The sequence below is a fragment of the Streptomyces sp. NPDC005576 genome (assembly GCF_042871745.1).
In the GTDB taxonomy this organism is placed as follows: domain Bacteria; phylum Actinomycetota; class Actinomycetes; order Streptomycetales; family Streptomycetaceae; genus Streptomyces.
In genome coordinates this window covers 59,060-74,618 of the sequence record NZ_JBIAJC010000002.1, presented here as the reverse complement: position 1 = coordinate 74,618, position 15,559 = coordinate 59,060, and the positions used below count along the sequence as shown (strand labels likewise).

The following is a 15,559-nucleotide window of genomic DNA, read 5'->3' as shown; positions in this document are numbered from 1 at the left end:
ACCGACCTACGTTGTCCGGGTGGAGCAGCACAGGACTCGTCCCCCGCAGCGCAGGCAGCCCCCGGCGGCCCCGGTCCCTCCGGGCGGTGGCGCCCCTCTCGCCGAGAGTTCGGCCGTCTACCGGGTGGTCGGCGCGCCCGGCGCGCGGCGGACCGTGCCTCCCGTGGTGCTCGCGCTGCGCAGATTCCCCGACCCTCGGCTGACCGGCATCGGTGCGGGGCTCTTCGCGACCGCCGTGATGTTCGTACTGGCCTGCCTGGACTGGTTGCTGTTCGACGCGTCCACGCTCGTCTACGGGGTGCTGTTCGTGCCCGTCAGCGCGCTGACGGCGCTCTGGGTGCGGCCCGCCGACCTGGTGACCGCGCCGATCAGCGTGCCGATCGCCTTCGCCGTCGGCGTGCTGCCGGTGGCCGGGGGCGACGGCGGGTTCGGCGGACGGCTGATGGCGGTCGTCACCGCGCTCGCGGTGCACGCCGGCTGGTTGTACGGGGGCACCCTGGTCGCCGGGGTCATCGCGACCGTACGGAAGGTCCGGCAGATGCGGCAGCGGCAGCTCCTGCTCGCCGTGCAGGCGCTCCGGCCCGCCGCGCATCCCGGGCCCGGGGACCGGAACGGAAGCACCGGCGGCCTCCCGGAGGACCGGCTCGGGCCCGGCGACGGGCTCCCGGAGGACGGGGCGCGTGCCGGGGACCGGCCCGTCCGGGGCAGGCGCCCCCGTCCGGCGAAGCCGCACCCCGCCTCTGGGGCGCACGGAGGTCCCGTCGGACAGGGCACGGCCCGCCGCACCCCGCAGGCGTAGGAGCACGTAGGAGCGCACCGCACTGCGGAGGGAGGCGGCCGACGGGCCCTGCCGACGCGGCTCGGGCCGGCGCGGCTCGGGCCGGCGCGAATCGGGCCGGCGCGAACCGGGCCGGGCCGCCCCTGTCCGTAGCGAATCCGGCCGACTACTTCCCCGCCGCGCGGGCCGCCATCGCCGCGCCGACGATGCCGGCGTTGTTCTGCAGCTGGGCCGGGACCATTTCGGCCCGTACGTGCTTGATGAGCGGCAGGAACTTGTCCGCCTTGCGGCTCACTCCGCCCCCGATGATGAAGAGCTCCGGCGAGAACAGCATCTCCACGTGGGCGAGGTACTTCTGCACCCGGTGCGCCCAGTGCTCCCAGCTCAGGTCGTTGTCCTCCTTGGCCTTGGTCGACGCGTGCTTCTCCGCGTCGTGGCCGTTGAGCTCCAGGTGACCCAGCTCGGTGTTGGGCACGAGCTTCCCGTCGGTGAAGACGGCGGAGCCGATGCCGGTGCCGAAGGTGAGCGTGATCACCGTCCCCTTGCGGTCCTTGCCCGCGCCGAAGGTCATCTCGGCGACGCCCGCGGCGTCCGCGTCGTTGAGGATCGTCACGGGACAGCCGAGCCGCTCCGAGAGCAGCGCGCGGGCGTCCAGGTCGACCCAGCCCTTGTCGACATTGGCGGCGGTACGGGTGACGCCGTCGGTGACCACGCCGGGGAAGGTGATGCCGACCGGTCCGGACCAGTCGAAGTGACTGACGACCTCGGCCACGCAGTCCGCCACACCCTCGGGTACCGCCGGGTGCGGTGTCAGCACCTTGTGGCGCTCCTGCGCCAAGTCCCCACGCTCCAGGTCCACGGGAGCGCCCTTGATCCCTGAACCGCCGATGTCCACGCCGAAGATCTCCATGGGCACCACGGTAAGGGCAGCGAGCACCTCGCACGTCCCGAGCGGCCGGTACGTACGTAAAGGTCCTGCGGAATGCGGCCGGAACGCTCCGGCCGGACGCGCTCAGGTGCTCGGGCCGGACACGCCTGGACGCTCCGGCCGACCGCGTCCGGGTGTTACGGGACTTACTGCCGGGCCAGCGCGGCGGCCTCGGCGCGCAGGTCGCGGCGGAGCTCCTTGGGCAGCGAGAAGGTGATCGACTCCTCGGCCGTCTTCACCGTCTCGACGTCCGCGTAACCGCGCTCGGCGAGCCACTCCAGCACGCCCTCGACGAGGACGTCGGGGACGGAGGCGCCGGAGGTGAGGCCGACCGTGGTGACGCCTTCCAGCCAGGCTTCGTCGATCTCGGAGGCGAAGTCGACCAGGTGGGCGGCGGGGGCTCCGGCGTCGAGTGCGACCTCGACCATGCGGATCGAGTTGGAGGAGTTCTTCGAGCCGACGACGATGACCAGTTCGGCGTCCTCCGCCAGCTTCTTCACGGCGACCTGGCGGTTCTGCGTGGCGTAGCAGATGTCGTCGCTGGGCGGCGAGAGCAGGTGGGGGAACTTGTTCTTCAGCGCGTCGACCGTCTCCATGGTCTCGTCCACCGAGAGCGTGGTCTGGGAGAGCCAGACCACCTTCGACTCGTCGCGGACGGAGACGTTGGCGACGTCGTCGGGGCCGTCGACCAGCGTGATGTGGTCGGGGGCCTCGCCGCTGGTGCCGATGACCTCTTCGTGGCCCTCGTGACCGATCAGGAGGATGTCGTAGTCCTCCTTGGCGAAGCGGACGGCTTCCTTGTGGACCTTGGTGACGAGCGGGCAGGTGGCGTCGATCGTGGCGAGCCGGCGCTCGGCGGCCTCGGCGTGGACGGTCGGCGCGACGCCGTGCGCGGAGAACATCACGATGGAGCCCTCGGGGACCTCCGCGGTGGTCTCCACGAAGATCGCCCCCTTCTTCTCCAGGGTCCGCACGACGTACTTGTTGTGCACGATCTCGTGGCGCACGTAGACCGGGGCCCCGTACTGCTCCAGGGCCTTCTCGACGGCGATCACGGCACGGTCCACGCCCGCGCAGTAGCCACGGGGAGCGGCGAGCAGGACACGGCGGGCAGGGGTGGCAGTCATGCGTCCCATCGTAAGGCCGTACCGAACAGGCGCGGGCTCGGTCCGGTCGGGAGACTGGGCCTTGATCCACGAGTACGGGTACGGGGCACAAACGCGCGTCCGCGGAAGGACGCGGGAACGGCCCGCCGGGGGGAACCATCGACCGCGCACCGCCGGACACCATGGAGGGCCGATGCCGGGAACGGGAAGCAGTACGCGGCGCGGACTGCGCCGCACGCTCGGGTTCAGGGACCTGGTGGTCTACGGGCTGCTGTTCATCGCGCCCATGGCCCCGGTGGGGGTGTTCGGCACGCTGGACGCGAAGTCCGGCGGCGCGGTCGCGCTCGTGTACGTCGTGGCGACGGTGGTGATGGCGTTCACGGCGTTCAGCTACGCGCAGATGGTGCGGGTCGCCCCGAAGGCCGGGTCGGTGTTCACGTACGCCCGCAAGGGGCTGGGCGAGGTGCCCGGGTTCATCGCCGGGTGGATGGCGATGCTCGACTATCTGCTGATCCCGGCCGTCGCCTACCTCTTCTCCGGAATCGCGATGAACGCGCTGGTCCCGGAGGTGTCGCGGTGGGTGTGGACGGCCATCGCGGTGGTGCTGACCACGGCACTCAACCTGTGGGGGGTGCGGGCCGCCGCGCGGGTCGGCTTCGCGGTGCTGGCGCTGGAGATCGCGGTGCTGCTGGTGTTCGTGGTGTCGGCGGTGGTGGTGCTGGTCCGCGACGGCGCCCAGCGCGGCTGGCTGACGCCGCTGACCGGCGATTCCGGGTTCTCGACGACCGCGGTCATCGGCGCGGTGTCGGTGGCCGTCCTCTCCTACCTGGGGTTCGACGCCATCGCCTCGTTCGCCGAGGAGGTGACGGGCGGTTCCGCGAAGGTCGCGCGGGCGGTGCTCTTCTGCCTGGTGATGGCGGGGGCGCTCTTCGTGGTGCAGTCGTATCTGGCGGCGCTGCTGGAGCCGGTCTCCTCGGCGGGGCTGGCGGCCGATCCGGCGGCGCAGGGGTCGGCGTTCTACGACGCGGTGGACGCGTCGGTCGGGACCTGGCTGCACGACCTGGTCGCGGCGAGCAAGGCGATCGGGGCGGCCTTCGCGGCGCTGGCCGGGCAGGCGGCGGCGGGGCGGCTGGTCTTCGCGATGGCGCGGGAGCGGCGGCTGCCGCGGTTCCTGGCGCGGATCGACGCGAAGTCGGGGGTGCCGAGGGTGGCGGTGCTCTGCGCGGCGGTCGTGACGCTGGTGGCGGCGGTGTGGGCGGCCCGGCGGGACGACGGGCTCGACCATCTGGTGTCCGTGGTGAACATCGGCGCGCTGACCGCGTTCGTGCTGCTGCACGCGTCGGTGGTCGGCTGGTTCGTGGTGCGCCGGATGGAGGGTGAGCCGAGCTGGTGGCGCCATCTGGTGGTGCCGGTGCTGGGCACGGCGGCGCTGGTGGCGGTGATCGTGGAGGCGACGACGAGCGCGCAGGTGGTCGGCGCCTGCTGGCTCGCCGTGGGCCTCGTGGTGGTGGCGGTGCAGGGCGGCCGGCGTACCGGGGTCGACGAGGACGCGAGGGGCACCGGCGGGGGTGTCCCGCCGGCCGGGTGAACGGGCACGGTGCGCGGGGCTGCGCGGACCCCGGCCCGGGTGGCCGGCCCGGTGCGTGAACGGGCCCGGTGTCCGCGGTGACGGTTACGCTCGCCCGTATGGCTCTCAACACGTCCGCGGAAGCCCCGCTGCCCGTCGGTGAGGTGTCCCGGCTCATCGGCGGCTGGATCGACCGGCTCGGCGCGATCTGGGTCGAGGGGCAGATCACGCAGCTCTCGCGGCGGCCCGGCGCGGGTGTCGTCTTCCTCACGCTGCGGGACCCGGCGCACGACGTCTCGGTGAGCGTGACCTGCTTCCGGCAGGTCTTCGACCGGATCGCGGACGTGGTGACGGAGGGCGCGCGGGTCGTGGTCCTGGCGAAGCCGGAGTGGTACGCCCCGCGCGGCCAGCTCTCGCTCCGGGCGACGGAGATACGTCCGGTCGGCATCGGCGAGCTGCTGGTACGGCTGGAGCAGCTGAAGAAGTCGCTCGCCTCGGAGGGGCTCTTCGCGCTGGACCGGAAGAAGCCGCTGCCGTTCCTGCCGCAGCTGATCGGGCTGGTCTCCGGGCGGGCGTCGGCCGCCGAGCGCGATGTGCTGGAGAACGCGCGCCGCCGCTGGCCGGCCGTGCGGTTCGAGGTGCGCAACACCGCGGTGCAGGGGGTCCACGCGGTCAACCAGGTGGTGCGGGCGGTGCAGGAGCTGGACGCCATGCCCGAGGTGGACGTGATCGTCGTCGCACGGGGTGGCGGCAGCGTGGAGGACCTGCTGCCGTTCTCGGACGAAGCGCTGATCCGCGCCGTCGCCGCCTGCCGTACGCCGGTGGTGTCGGCGATCGGGCACGAGCCGGACTCCCCGCTGCTGGACCTGGTGGCGGACCTGCGCGCTTCCACACCCACGGACGCGGCGAAGAAGGTCGTACCGGACGTGGGCGAGGAGCTGGACCGCGTCCAGCAGTTGCGCGACCGGGCGCGGCGGAGCGTACGCGGTCTGCTGGAGCGCGAGGAGCGGGGGCTGGCGCAGGCGCTCGGCCGGCCGTCGATGGAGCGTCCGCAGCGGCTGGTGGACGAGCGGACCGCCGAGGTGGAGGCTCTGGCGGGCCGGAGCCGCCGGGTGCTGGGCCATCTGCTGGACCGGGCCGACTCGGAGATCGCGCACACCCTCGCCCGGGTGGTCTCGCTCTCCCCGGCGGCCACCCTGGAACGCGGTTACGCGGTGCTCCAGCGGGCGGACGGCCACGTGGTGCGCGCCCCCGAGGAGGCCGGCGCCGCCGGCGAGGTGCTCCGGGCCCGGGTGTCGGAGGGCGAGTTCGCGGTACGGGTGGAGGGGTGAGTGGCGCCGGGGCGGCGCGGGGACGCTCCCGGCTCCGGCCCGGGCCCGCTGTCGGTGCGCGCACATAGAGTGGACGGCATGACGGACGACGGGACGACCACCGCCGGTGCGACCGGCACGCTCGGTTACGAGCAGGCGCGCGACGAGCTGATCGAGGTCGTGCGCCGACTGGAGGCGGGCGGCACCACGCTGGAGGAGTCGCTGGCCCTCTGGGAGCGCGGCGAGGAGCTGGCGAAGGTGTGCCGCCGCTGGCTGGAGGGCGCCCGCGCCCGCCTCGACGCGGCTCTGGCCGGTCCGGAGGACGGCGCCGCCGCGCCTTCGGCCGAGTAGGACCTGCGGCTCTGTGGTGTGCGTCACCCTGGACCACGCTTAGTTGAAAGTTAACATACCTCTCGGTTACGGTGACCCCGTCGCTCGATCCCGTACGCCCTGAAGGTGGTTCCCATGTCCCTCGCCCTTGACCCCGCCGCGCAGGCCCTCCTGTTCACCGAGGCCCGCACCGCCAACACCTTCTCCGACGAGCCCGTCACCGACGAGCAGGTCCAGGCGATCTACGAGCTGGTCAAGTTCGGCCCCACCGCCTTCAACCAGTCGCCGCTGCGTGTCGTCCTGGTCCGCTCCGAGGAGGGCCGCGCCCGCCTCGTCGAGCACATGGCCGAGGGCAACCGCCCGAAGACCCTCACCGCGCCGCTGGTCGCGATCCTCGCCGCCGACAACGAGTTCCACGAGGAACTCCCGGCGCTCATGCCGCACTTCCCGCAGGCCAAGGACGCCTTCTTCTCCGAGCGCCCGGTCCGCGAGCAGTCCGCCGCGCTCAACGCCGCGCTGCAGGCCGCCTACTTCATCGTCGGCGTCCGCGCCGCCGGGCTGGCCGCCGGCCCGATGACCGGCTTCGACGCCGCGGGCATCGAGAAGGAGTTCCTGGACAGCGACCACAAGCTGCTCATGGTCGTCAACATCGGCAAGCCGGGCGAGGACGCCTGGTTCCCGCGTCTGCCGCGCCTGTCGTACGACGAGGTCGTCACCACCGTCTGACCTGACCGATCCGGCCGGAACGGGCCGAACCGCCCACCACCACTGGCCCCAGCACACCGAAAAGCCCGGAACACCTCAGGTGTTCCGGGCTTTTCCGGTCTCGGGGACGACGGCCGCGACGGCCGGGGCGAAGGCGCCGCCCGCCAAGGCGCCCGGTCCCGCGCGGTGGGCGCGCGGAGCCGGCGTCAGGACGTGGTGAGCGCGGCGGCCATCGCGGTCAACTGCTTCTTGGGGGCGGACCCGGTGACCACCGTGGTGGAGCCCTCGGCGTGCAGGACCAGGGCGTCGTACTTCGCGCCCTTCCAGTACTGCCACTCCTGGCCCGCCACCGTCTCGGTGCGGCCGGTGTCCTCGGCGTCCTGACTGACGTCCGGGACGTACGCCTTCACCGGCGTCGTGGACTGCTCCACCGCGACGTACCTGCCGTCCGGGTCGATGAAGCCCAGGTGCCAACTGCTGCCCTCGGTACCGCTGTACGAGACGGAGGTCGCCTTCCAGCCCTCGGGAAGGCCGGACGGGGCGGCCACCGGATACGGGGCCGCGCGGCGCGCGGTCGCGAGCTCGACGCGGTAGTCGACGGTCCGGACCGGGTCGGCCTTGTCGTCGTGCGGAACGAAGACGTAGATGACGCCGGCCGCGGCGACGATCAACACCATCGACAGGAACATGTCCCGGACTGTCTGCTTGCCTCGCTTGCTTGCCACGGATACATGGTGGCATGCGCGCCACCGGCGGCCGTCCGGGCCCCCGGCCCGACACCGTGCGCTCATCCGTGGGGCGCCCTGCTCATTTTATCGGGCTACCGATAGAGTCGAAGCGCGCTCATTTCCGGTCGTCGTCGTACAGAAAGGCGTGCTCCGATGCCCGAGCACCATCTGCCGTCCCAGCTGGAGGTCTCTCCGGAGGCCCCCGACCGCAACCTCGCCCTCGAACTCGTCCGGGTGACCGAGGCCGCCGCCATGGCCGCCGGCCGCTGGGTCGGGCGAGGCGACAAGATCGGCGCCGACGGGGCCGCGGTGAAGGCCATGCGGACCCTCGTCTCCACGGTCTCCATGAACGGTGTGGTCGTCATCGGCGAAGGGGAGAAGGACGAGGCCCCCATGCTCTTCAACGGCGAACGGGTCGGCGACGGCACCGGTGCCGAGGTCGACATCGCCGTGGACCCGATCGACGGCACCACGCTCAACGCCAAGGGCATGCCCAACGCCATCGCGGTACTGGCCGCCGCCGACCGGGGAGCGATGTTCGACCCCTCGGCCGTCTTCTACATGGACAAGTTGGTGACCGGGCCCGAGGCCGCCGACTTCGTCGACATCAACGCGCCCGTCGCGGTCAACATCCGGCGCGTCGCGAAGGCGAAGCGCTCCTCCCCCGAGGACGTCACCGTCGTCGTGCTCGACCGCCCGCGCCACGACGGCATCGTGAAGGAGATCCGGGACACCGGCGCCCGGATCAAGTTCATCTCGGACGGCGACGTGGCCGGCTCGATCATGGCCGCCCGCGAGGGCACCGGCATCGACCTGCTCATGGGCATCGGCGGGACGCCCGAGGGCATCATCTCCGCCTGCGCCATAAAGTGCCTGGGCGGGGTCATCCAGGGCAAGCTCTGGCCCAAGGACGAGGCCGAACGCCAGAAGGCCCTGGACGCCGGGCACGACCTGGACCGGGTGCTCTCCACGGACGACCTGGTCAGCGGCGACAACGTCTTCTTCGTCGCCACCGGAATCACCGACGGCGAGCTGATGCGCGGGGTGCGCTACCGCTCCGAGACCGCCACCACCGAGTCGATCGTGATGCGGTCGAAATCGGGCACGATCCGCACCATCTCCTCCACCCACCGGCTGTCGAAGCTGCGCGCGTACAGCGCGATCGACTTCGACCGGGCGCAGTAGGGACCGCGCGGTGGAAGCCGTGCGGTAGAACCCGTGCAGCAGGGGCCGCGCCCCGGAGGTGCGCGAAGGGGCCACCGGTGGGTGGCCCCTTCGCGTCGTCCGTGGGTCAGCCGGCGGCGGCGATCGACCCCTTGGCAGCCGCCGCCGCCTTGAGCTCCATCTCGCGCCGGCGCCTGCGGGCGAGCACGACCCGGCGTTCGGCTGCGGTGAGGCCGCCCCAGACCCCGTACGGCTCCGGCTGCATCAGGGCATGCTCCTGACACTCCACCATGACGGGGCAGCGGGCGCAGACCCGCTTGGCGGCGTCCTCACGGGACAGCCGGGCGGCTGTCGGCTCCTTCGACGGAGCGAAGAAAAGCCCGGCTTCGTCCCGGCGGCACACGGCCTCGGAATGCCAGGGGGCCGCCTGGTCCTCCCGTGCGGGAGTGCGCTGAGAGGGCACAGCGGCGACCTGCACGGAGTGATGAGGCAGTTGCAGCACGGTCTACTCCTGACGACGGCTTCGCGAGCGAGAGACGATGCAGGATTCTTTACCCGCTGTACGCACGGCTATGCGCTGAGTGGCACCGCCGAACGGGGCATGCAAGAGGGCTCACCCCCGGCTCTGGCCGGATAGTGCCCCTCGCACCCCGCCTCACCCCGCCTCACCCCGCCCCTGTTCCTCCGCCGAGGGCCTGCCGCACGCCTGCCGCACGCCCGCCGCGCACCCGTCGGCGGATACGCCACGGGTGTTCGCTCAGTGGCCGAGGTGCTTGCGCAGCTGGCGTTGGAGGTTCTCGATCAGCTTGCCCCGCTTGGGCTTGGCCTCGACGTTTCCGAAGACCGCATAGCCGTTGACGACGACGACCGGCGCCTCCGGGTCGGGGGACTCGGTGTTCACCACCTCGAAGTTGGAGAAGATCCCCGTACCGCTGCCGCGCAGGGTGATGTTCTCCGGGACCTTGACTTCTACATTGCCGAAAATCGACGTCGCGTTGATGACCGTGAGCCGCTGCCCGAACAGCGCCTCGGTCAGGTCGATCTCCACCGTGCCGAAGAGCGCGAACGCGTGAGTGCGCCCGCCGACCCGCCAACGGCCCCTGCGCGTCGCGCTGCTGAAGACAGCGACGAGCTTCTCGGCGTCGGCGGAGGCGACACCCGGCTCGTACACGAAGGGGCTTCCGGCCGCCCGGCCCGGGGCGGAAGGGGTCCCGACCCCGGGGAGATCGCTCACCAGGGGTTCCAACTCGCCGACGGTCTTGGCGCGGTAGACGAGTTCCACCCGCTCCGCGTGCTCCTCGGCGGTGAGCCGGCCTTCGGCCACGGCCTCGCGCAGGATGTCCGCGATCCGGTCGCGGTCGGCGTCGGACGCGCGGAAGCCGGAGGGCCCGGAGGGCGGGGCGGCGGCCGTGGCCGTCGGCCGCGGGGACTGCTGAGGCTGCTTTTCGAGGTCCACCGGCCCAGCGTACCCAAACGCGATAGATCGCGACTAGGCCGCCGTTCGGATCGATGACGCCGGGCGCGAGCGGTCCGGTCCTCCCGGGGCACCGTGCCGGGTGAGCCCTACCTCACAAGCCCGGCCGTCCTCCCGAGCCCTACGCTGGTGGGTGCGCTGCCCAAGGGAGGTCAGCCGCTGTCACCAAGTGAGGAATGGCCGAAATGCCAGAGTTTGCGTACTCCGATCTGCTCCCCGTGGGAGAGGACACCACGCCGTACCGGCTGGTGACCTCCGAAGGCGTTTCGACCTTCGAGGCCGACGGCCGTACGTTCCTCAAGGTGGCGCCCGAGGCGCTGCGCACGCTGGCCGCCGAGGCGATGCACGACATCTCCCACTACCTGCGCCCCGCCCACCTCGCGCAGCTGCGCCGGATCATCGACGACCCGGAGGCGTCCTCGAACGACAAGTTCGTGGCGCTCGACCTGCTGAAGAACGCCAACATCGCCGCCGCCGGCGTGCTCCCGATGTGCCAGGACACCGGCACGGCCATCGTCATGGGCAAGCGCGGGCAGAACGTGCTGACCGAGGGCGGTGACGAGGAGGCGCTGTCGCACGGCATCTTCGACGCGTACACCAAGCTCAACCTGCGCTACTCGCAGATGGCCCCGATCACCATGTGGGAGGAGAAGAACACCGGCTCCAACCTCCCGGCGCAGATCGAGCTGTACGCGACCGACGGCGGCGCCTACAAGTTCCTCTTCATGGCGAAGGGCGGCGGCTCGGCGAACAAGTCCTTCCTCTACCAGGAGACGAAGGCGGTCCTGAACGAGGCCTCCATGATGAAGTTCCTGGAGGAGAAGATCCGTTCGCTGGGCACCGCGGCCTGCCCGCCGTACCACCTGGCGATCGTGGTCGGCGGTACGTCGGCGGAGTTCGCTCTGAAGACCGCCAAGTACGCCTCCGCGCACTACCTCGACGAGCTGCCCGCCGAGGGCTCCCCCACCGGGCACGGCTTCCGGGACAAGGAGCTGGAGGAGAAGGTCTTCGAACTGACGCAGAAGATCGGGATCGGCGCACAGTTCGGCGGCAAGTACTTCTGCCACGACGTGCGCGTGGTCCGCCTCCCCCGGCACGGCGCCTCGCTGCCGGTGGCCATCGCCGTCTCCTGCTCCGCCGACCGCCAGGCGACCGCGAAGATCACCGCCGAGGGCGTCTTCCTGGAGCAGCTGGAGACCGACCCGGCGCGCTTCCTGCCGGACACCACGGACGAGCACCTGAGCGAGAGCGCCGACTCGGATGACGTGGTGCGGATCGACCTCAACCGTCCGATGGACGAGATCCTCGCCGAGCTGACCAAGTACCCGGTCAAGACCCGCCTCTCGCTGACCGGTCCGCTGGTCGTGGCGCGCGACATCGCGCACGCCAAGATCAAGGAGCGGCTGGACGCGGGCGAGGAGATGCCGCAGTACCTGAAGGACCACCCGGTCTACTACGCGGGCCCGGCGAAGACGCCCGAGGGGTACGCCTCCGGTTCGTTCGGCCCGACGACGGCCGGCCGGATGGACAGCTACGTCGAGCAGTTCCAGGCGGCGGGCGGCTCCAAGGTGATGCTGGCGAAGGGCAACCGGAGCAAGCAGGTCACCGACGCGTGCGGCACGCACGGCGGCTTCTACCTGGGCTCGATCGGCGGCCCCGCGGCCCGCCTCGCGCAGGACTGCATCAAGAAGGTCGAGGTCGTCGAGTACGAGGAGCTCGGCATGGAGGCGGTCTGGCGGATCGAGGTCGAGGAGTTCCCCGCGTTCGTCGTGGTGGACGACAAGGGCAACGACTTCTTCACCGAACCCGCTCCGGCGCCGACCTTCACCAGCATCCCCGTGCGCGGTCCCGGCCTCGCCTGATCCGCGGAGTCCACGGAGCCTGATCCCCAGGCCCACCCGGGGGCGTCCGGGCCGGAACTCTCCGGTCGGGGCGCCCCCGTCCGTTTCTCCGGAGCGTCTCGGGATCCACCGGAACCCACCGGAACCCACCGGCGAAATCAAGCCAATCTCGGGTCATGACGACGGGTGACGGCCGTTCTCCCGGGCCGGCGGAGCGGCGGCGCGCGGGTGGATCGCCACTCCCGGCGGCGCGGGCACGCGCCGGGGCGTCCGGCGCACGCGGACAGCGGGTTCGGCCGGTCACGAGGGCGGGGGGTTCTCGTGTCCCCTCGCTTCCTCCCACCCCGCGCTCCCCCGGGAGAGGTGCGGGCCGGCGCCCGGACCACCGCCCCTTTCCCGCAGCGGGCCCCGCGCCGGGCTTGCGCGGCCCCCGTGGTCTGCGGTGGGTTGGGGCCCGTCCGGCCCCGATCCGCCGGGCGCCCTCACCGCCCGTACGGCCGTGTGCGCCGGACGCACCCGCGTACCGCGAGCGGCGGGGAGATCGCCACAGCCCCCCGTGCCCCCACCCTCGCGGTCGCACCCCACCGGAAAGGCGGACGACGCATGACGCCGGCCCCCCACCGAAGCCACACCGACGACCTGCTGGCCTTCATCGCCGCCAGCCCCTCCCCGTACCACGCGGTGGCGAGCGCCGCGACGCGCCTGGCGAAGGCGGGATTCCGCGAACTGCGGGGCACCGACGACTGGAGCGGCACGACGGGCGGCAGTTACGTCGCCCGCGCCGGCGCGCTGATCGCGTGGTACGTCCCCGAGGGCGCGCCCGCGCACACGCCGCTGCGGATCGTCGGCTGTCACACCGACTCCCCGAACCTGCGGGTGAAGCCGAACCCCGACACCGGGACGGCGGGCTGGCGGCAGATCGGCGTCGAGATCTACGGCGGGGTGCCGCTGAACACCTGGCTCGACCGCGACCTGGGCATCAGCGGCCGGCTCACCCTGCGGGGCGGCACCCCCGGCACCCCGCGCGACCTGCTGGTACGGATCGACGAACCGCTGCTGCGCGTACCCCAGCTCGCCATCCACCTCGACCGGAAGGTCAACGAGGGCGCGCTGCTGGACCCGCAGCGCCATCTGGCGCCGGTGTGGTCGCTCGGCGCCCCCGAGGAGGGTGCGCTGCTGCGCCGGGTGGCGGCGGCGGCCGGTGAGGACCCGGCGGACGTACTGGGCTGGGACCTGATGCTGCACGACGTCCAGCCGCCCGGATACCTGGGCCTCGGTCAGGAGTTCGTGGTCGCGCCCCGACTCGACAACCTGGTCTCCGTGCACGCGGGCGTCACGGCGCTGGTGGACACCGCCATATCCGTCGAACAGCCCCGGTACATCCCGGTGCTGGCCGCCTTCGACCACGAGGAGGTCGGCAGCGCCTCGCAGACCGGCGCGCAGAGCCCGCTGCTCGAGCGGGTGCTCTCCCGCGCGGTGGCAGCGCGCGGGGGCGGCGCCGAGGAGTGGGCGCGGTCGCTGGCGGGCTCCTTCTGCGTCTCGGCCGACATGACCCACGCCGTGCACCCCAACTACCAGGAGCGCCACGATCCGGGTCACCTCCCGCTGCCGAACGGCGGCCCGACGGTGAAGGTCAACACCAACCAGCGGTACGCCACCGACGGCACCGGGGTGGCGCTCTTCCGCGAGGCGTGCGAACGGGCCGGGGTCCCGTGGCAGTCCTTCGCGGCCAACAACGCGATGCCCTGCGGTACGTCGATCGGCCCGCTCACCGCCGCCCGGCTCGGCGTGACCACGCTGGACGTCGGGGTGCCCGGCCTCTCCATGCACTCGGCGCGCGAGCTGTGCGGGGCGCAGGATCCGGCCCACCTGGCGGCGGCCCTGCGCGCCGTGTTGACGGCCGCCTGAGCGAAGGGCGTGCGCCGCCCTGGGCCCCCGCACCCTGCGGGTATCCGCCGTACCCGCCGTGTCCCGGGTCCCGGGTCCCGTGCGTCGCGCGTGCCGCGTGCGCGCGGGGTACGGGCGCGGGAGAGGGTGGCTGTGGGAGGGCGGGGGGAAGGCGAGGGGAATAGCCCCGCGACGGCGCGCGCTCAACCGCACAGCTCAACCGCACAGGAGGTTCGAACAACATGACCGAAGCACAGGACCCGGCGGAATTCCGTGTCGAGCACGACTCGATGGGCGAGGTGAGGGTCCCGGCGGACGCCAAGTGGCGCGCGCAGACCCAGCGGGCGGTGGAGAACTTCCCCGTCTCCGGCCAGCGTCTGGAGCGTGCCCACATCGAGGCACTGGCCCGGATCAAGGCCGCAGCCGCCAAGGTCAACGCCGGTCTGGGGGTGCTCGACCCGGAGGTGGCCGAGGCGATCCGCGGGGCCGCCGCCGAGGTCGCGGAGGGCCGGTGGGACGACCACTTCCCGGTGGACGTGTTCCAGACCGGGTCGGGGACCTCGTCCAACATGAACACCAACGAGGTGATCGCCACCCTCGCCACCGAACGGCTCGGCCGCGACGTGCACCCCAACGACCACGTCAACGCCTCGCAGTCCTCGAACGACGTCTTCCCCTCCTCGATCCACATCGCCGCGACCGCCGCCGTGACCGCCGATCTCGTCCCGGCCCTGGAGCATCTGGCGGCCTCCCTGGAGCGCAAGGCCAGGGAGTTCGCGCAGGTGGTGAAGGCGGGGCGTACCCACCTCATGGACGCGACGCCCGTCACCCTTGGACAGGAGTTCGGTGGGTACGCGGCGCAGATCTCCTACGGCATCGAGCGCCTGCGCGCCTCCCTCCCCCGGCTCGCCGAACTCCCGCTGGGCGGGACGGCGGTCGGCACCGGGATCAACACCCCGCCCGGTTTCTCCGCCGCGGTGATCGCCGAGATCGCCGGGGCGACGGGACTGCCGCTGACGGAGGCCCGCAACCACTTCGAGGCACAGGGCGCCCGGGACGGGCTGGTGGAGGTCTCGGGACAGCTGCGTACGGTCGCGGTCTCGCTGACCAAGATCTGCAACGACCTCCGGTGGATGGCCTCCGGACCGCGCACCGGGCTGGCCGAGATCGCGCTGCCCGACCTCCAGCCGGGTTCCTCGATCATGCCGGGCAAGGTGAACCCGGTGATCCCCGAGGCGGTGCTGATGGTCGCCGCGCAGGTCACGGGGAACGACGCGACGGTCGCGGCAGCCGGCGCCGCCGGCAACTTCGAGCTGAACGTCATGATGCCGGTCATCGCGAAGAACCTGCTGGAGTCGGTACGCCTGCTCGCCAACGCCTCGCGGTTGCTGGCGGACCGCACGGTGGACGGCATCACCGCCGACCCCGCCCGGACGCGTGCCTACGCGGAGTCCTCCCCCTCGGTGGTGACGCCGCTGAACAAGTACCTGGGGTACGAGGAGGCCGCCAAGGTCGCCAAGAGGTCGCTGGCCGACGGCACCACGATCCGCGAGACCGTCCTCGCCTCCGGGTACGTGGAGCGCGGCGACCTGACGGTGGAGCAGCTGGACGAGGCGCTGGACGTCCTGCGCATGACCAGGCCGTGAGGCCGCCCCGGACGGGCCCCCGGACATGTCTGACGACCCGTCCGGGGTGCGGGGTGCCGGGTGATCCGTATCGCAGCGCCCGCGCGTGGGCGTCC

At 72.1% G+C, this 15,559-nt stretch carries 13 protein-coding genes and 1 pseudogene; 9 read left to right on the top strand and 5 right to left on the bottom strand.

What is annotated here, in order from left to right:
* Positions 1–19: 19 nt before the first annotated feature.
* A pseudogene (locus tag ACFYPN_RS03620) lies at positions 20–551 on the top strand (DUF6542 domain-containing protein); the annotation flags it as partial.
* Between the two features lie 393 nt (positions 552–944).
* On the opposite strand, the gene ppgK reads toward ACFYPN_RS03620, so the two are convergent.
* Entirely contained in the window at positions 945–1,688 is a 744-nt protein-coding gene (ppgK, locus tag ACFYPN_RS03615; RefSeq protein ID WP_358760513.1) for a polyphosphate--glucose phosphotransferase, read from the bottom strand.
* Positions 1,689–1,852: 164 nt separating this feature from the next.
* The gene (locus ACFYPN_RS03610; protein WP_358760512.1) at positions 1,853–2,842 is read right to left on the bottom strand and encodes a 4-hydroxy-3-methylbut-2-enyl diphosphate reductase; all 990 of its coding nucleotides are present in this window, start codon (positions 2,840–2,842) and stop codon (positions 1,853–1,855) included.
* 163 nt (positions 2,843–3,005) lie between these two features.
* On the opposite strand from ACFYPN_RS03610, the gene ACFYPN_RS03605 reads away from it, so the two are divergent.
* From ACFYPN_RS03605 to ACFYPN_RS03590, 4 genes are all read left to right on the top strand, one after another.
* Complete coding sequence (locus ACFYPN_RS03605) at positions 3,006–4,400, top strand: APC family permease (RefSeq protein WP_389296608.1); 1,395 nt, start codon at positions 3,006–3,008, stop codon at positions 4,398–4,400.
* A gap of 98 nt (positions 4,401–4,498) precedes the next feature.
* Positions 4,499–5,710, top strand: a complete 1,212-nt coding sequence (gene xseA, locus ACFYPN_RS03600) for an exodeoxyribonuclease VII large subunit (RefSeq protein ID WP_358760510.1) — start codon at positions 4,499–4,501, stop codon at positions 5,708–5,710.
* 78 nt (positions 5,711–5,788) lie between these two features.
* Entirely contained in the window at positions 5,789–6,040 is a 252-nt protein-coding gene (locus ACFYPN_RS03595; protein WP_358760509.1) for an exodeoxyribonuclease VII small subunit, read from the top strand.
* A 114-nt stretch (positions 6,041–6,154) separates the two neighbouring features.
* Positions 6,155–6,745, top strand: a complete 591-nt coding sequence (locus tag ACFYPN_RS03590) for a malonic semialdehyde reductase (RefSeq protein ID WP_358760508.1) — start codon at positions 6,155–6,157, stop codon at positions 6,743–6,745.
* A 185-nt stretch (positions 6,746–6,930) separates the two neighbouring features.
* Here the strand turns inward: ACFYPN_RS03590 and ACFYPN_RS03585 are convergent, their stop codons facing one another.
* A complete protein-coding gene (locus tag ACFYPN_RS03585) occupies positions 6,931–7,449 on the bottom strand; it encodes a DUF4245 domain-containing protein (RefSeq protein ID WP_358760507.1) in 519 nt (172 codons plus the stop codon).
* Positions 7,450–7,605: 156 nt separating this feature from the next.
* Between ACFYPN_RS03585 and glpX the strand changes: the two genes are divergently transcribed.
* Entirely contained in the window at positions 7,606–8,637 is a 1,032-nt protein-coding gene (glpX, locus tag ACFYPN_RS03580; RefSeq protein WP_358760506.1) for a class II fructose-bisphosphatase, read from the top strand.
* A gap of 106 nt (positions 8,638–8,743) precedes the next feature.
* Here the strand turns inward: glpX and ACFYPN_RS03575 are convergent, their stop codons facing one another.
* Together ACFYPN_RS03575 and ACFYPN_RS03570 are read right to left on the bottom strand one after the other, a co-directional pair.
* Entirely contained in the window at positions 8,744–9,118 is a 375-nt protein-coding gene (locus ACFYPN_RS03575; protein WP_358760505.1) for a WhiB family transcriptional regulator, read from the bottom strand.
* A gap of 255 nt (positions 9,119–9,373) precedes the next feature.
* Complete coding sequence (locus tag ACFYPN_RS03570; RefSeq protein WP_358760504.1) at positions 9,374–10,072, bottom strand: DUF1707 domain-containing protein; 699 nt, start codon at positions 10,070–10,072, stop codon at positions 9,374–9,376.
* A gap of 203 nt (positions 10,073–10,275) precedes the next feature.
* Here ACFYPN_RS03570 and ACFYPN_RS03565 point away from each other — a divergent pair, with 203 nt between their 5' ends.
* From ACFYPN_RS03565 to ACFYPN_RS03555, 3 genes are all read left to right on the top strand, one after another.
* Positions 10,276–11,952 carry a fumarate hydratase gene (locus ACFYPN_RS03565; RefSeq protein ID WP_358760503.1) on the top strand — a complete coding sequence of 559 codons (1,677 nt, stop codon included), beginning with the start codon at positions 10,276–10,278 and terminating at the stop codon, positions 11,950–11,952.
* A 582-nt stretch (positions 11,953–12,534) separates the two neighbouring features.
* Positions 12,535–13,839, top strand: a complete 1,305-nt coding sequence (locus tag ACFYPN_RS03560; protein ID WP_389296607.1) for a M18 family aminopeptidase — start codon at positions 12,535–12,537, stop codon at positions 13,837–13,839.
* A 221-nt stretch (positions 13,840–14,060) separates the two neighbouring features.
* Positions 14,061–15,464, top strand: coding sequence for a class II fumarate hydratase (locus ACFYPN_RS03555; protein ID WP_389296606.1), 1,404 nt, complete (start codon positions 14,061–14,063; stop codon positions 15,462–15,464).
* Positions 15,465–15,559 lie beyond the last annotated feature (95 nt).

Bases quoted from the DNA above. Each gene is read 5' to 3' on its own strand.
- ppgK (WP_358760513.1), bottom strand. From the start codon at position 1,688: ATGGAGATCTTCGGCGTGGACATCGGCGGTTCAGGGATCAAGGGCGCT.
- ACFYPN_RS03610 (WP_358760512.1), bottom strand. From the start codon at position 2,842: ATGGGACGCATGACTGCCACCCCTGCCCGCCGTGTCCTGCTCGCCGCT.
- ACFYPN_RS03605 (WP_389296608.1), top strand. From the start codon at position 3,006: ATGCCGGGAACGGGAAGCAGTACGCGGCGCGGACTGCGCCGCACGCTC.
- xseA (WP_358760510.1), top strand. From the start codon at position 4,499: ATGGCTCTCAACACGTCCGCGGAAGCCCCGCTGCCCGTCGGTGAGGTG.
- ACFYPN_RS03595 (WP_358760509.1), top strand. From the start codon at position 5,789: ATGACGGACGACGGGACGACCACCGCCGGTGCGACCGGCACGCTCGGT.
- ACFYPN_RS03590 (WP_358760508.1), top strand. From the start codon at position 6,155: ATGTCCCTCGCCCTTGACCCCGCCGCGCAGGCCCTCCTGTTCACCGAG.
- glpX (WP_358760506.1), top strand. From the start codon at position 7,606: ATGCCCGAGCACCATCTGCCGTCCCAGCTGGAGGTCTCTCCGGAGGCC.
- ACFYPN_RS03565 (WP_358760503.1), top strand. From the start codon at position 10,276: ATGCCAGAGTTTGCGTACTCCGATCTGCTCCCCGTGGGAGAGGACACC.
- ACFYPN_RS03560 (WP_389296607.1), top strand. From the start codon at position 12,535: ATGACGCCGGCCCCCCACCGAAGCCACACCGACGACCTGCTGGCCTTC.
- ACFYPN_RS03555 (WP_389296606.1), top strand. From the start codon at position 14,061: ATGACCGAAGCACAGGACCCGGCGGAATTCCGTGTCGAGCACGACTCG.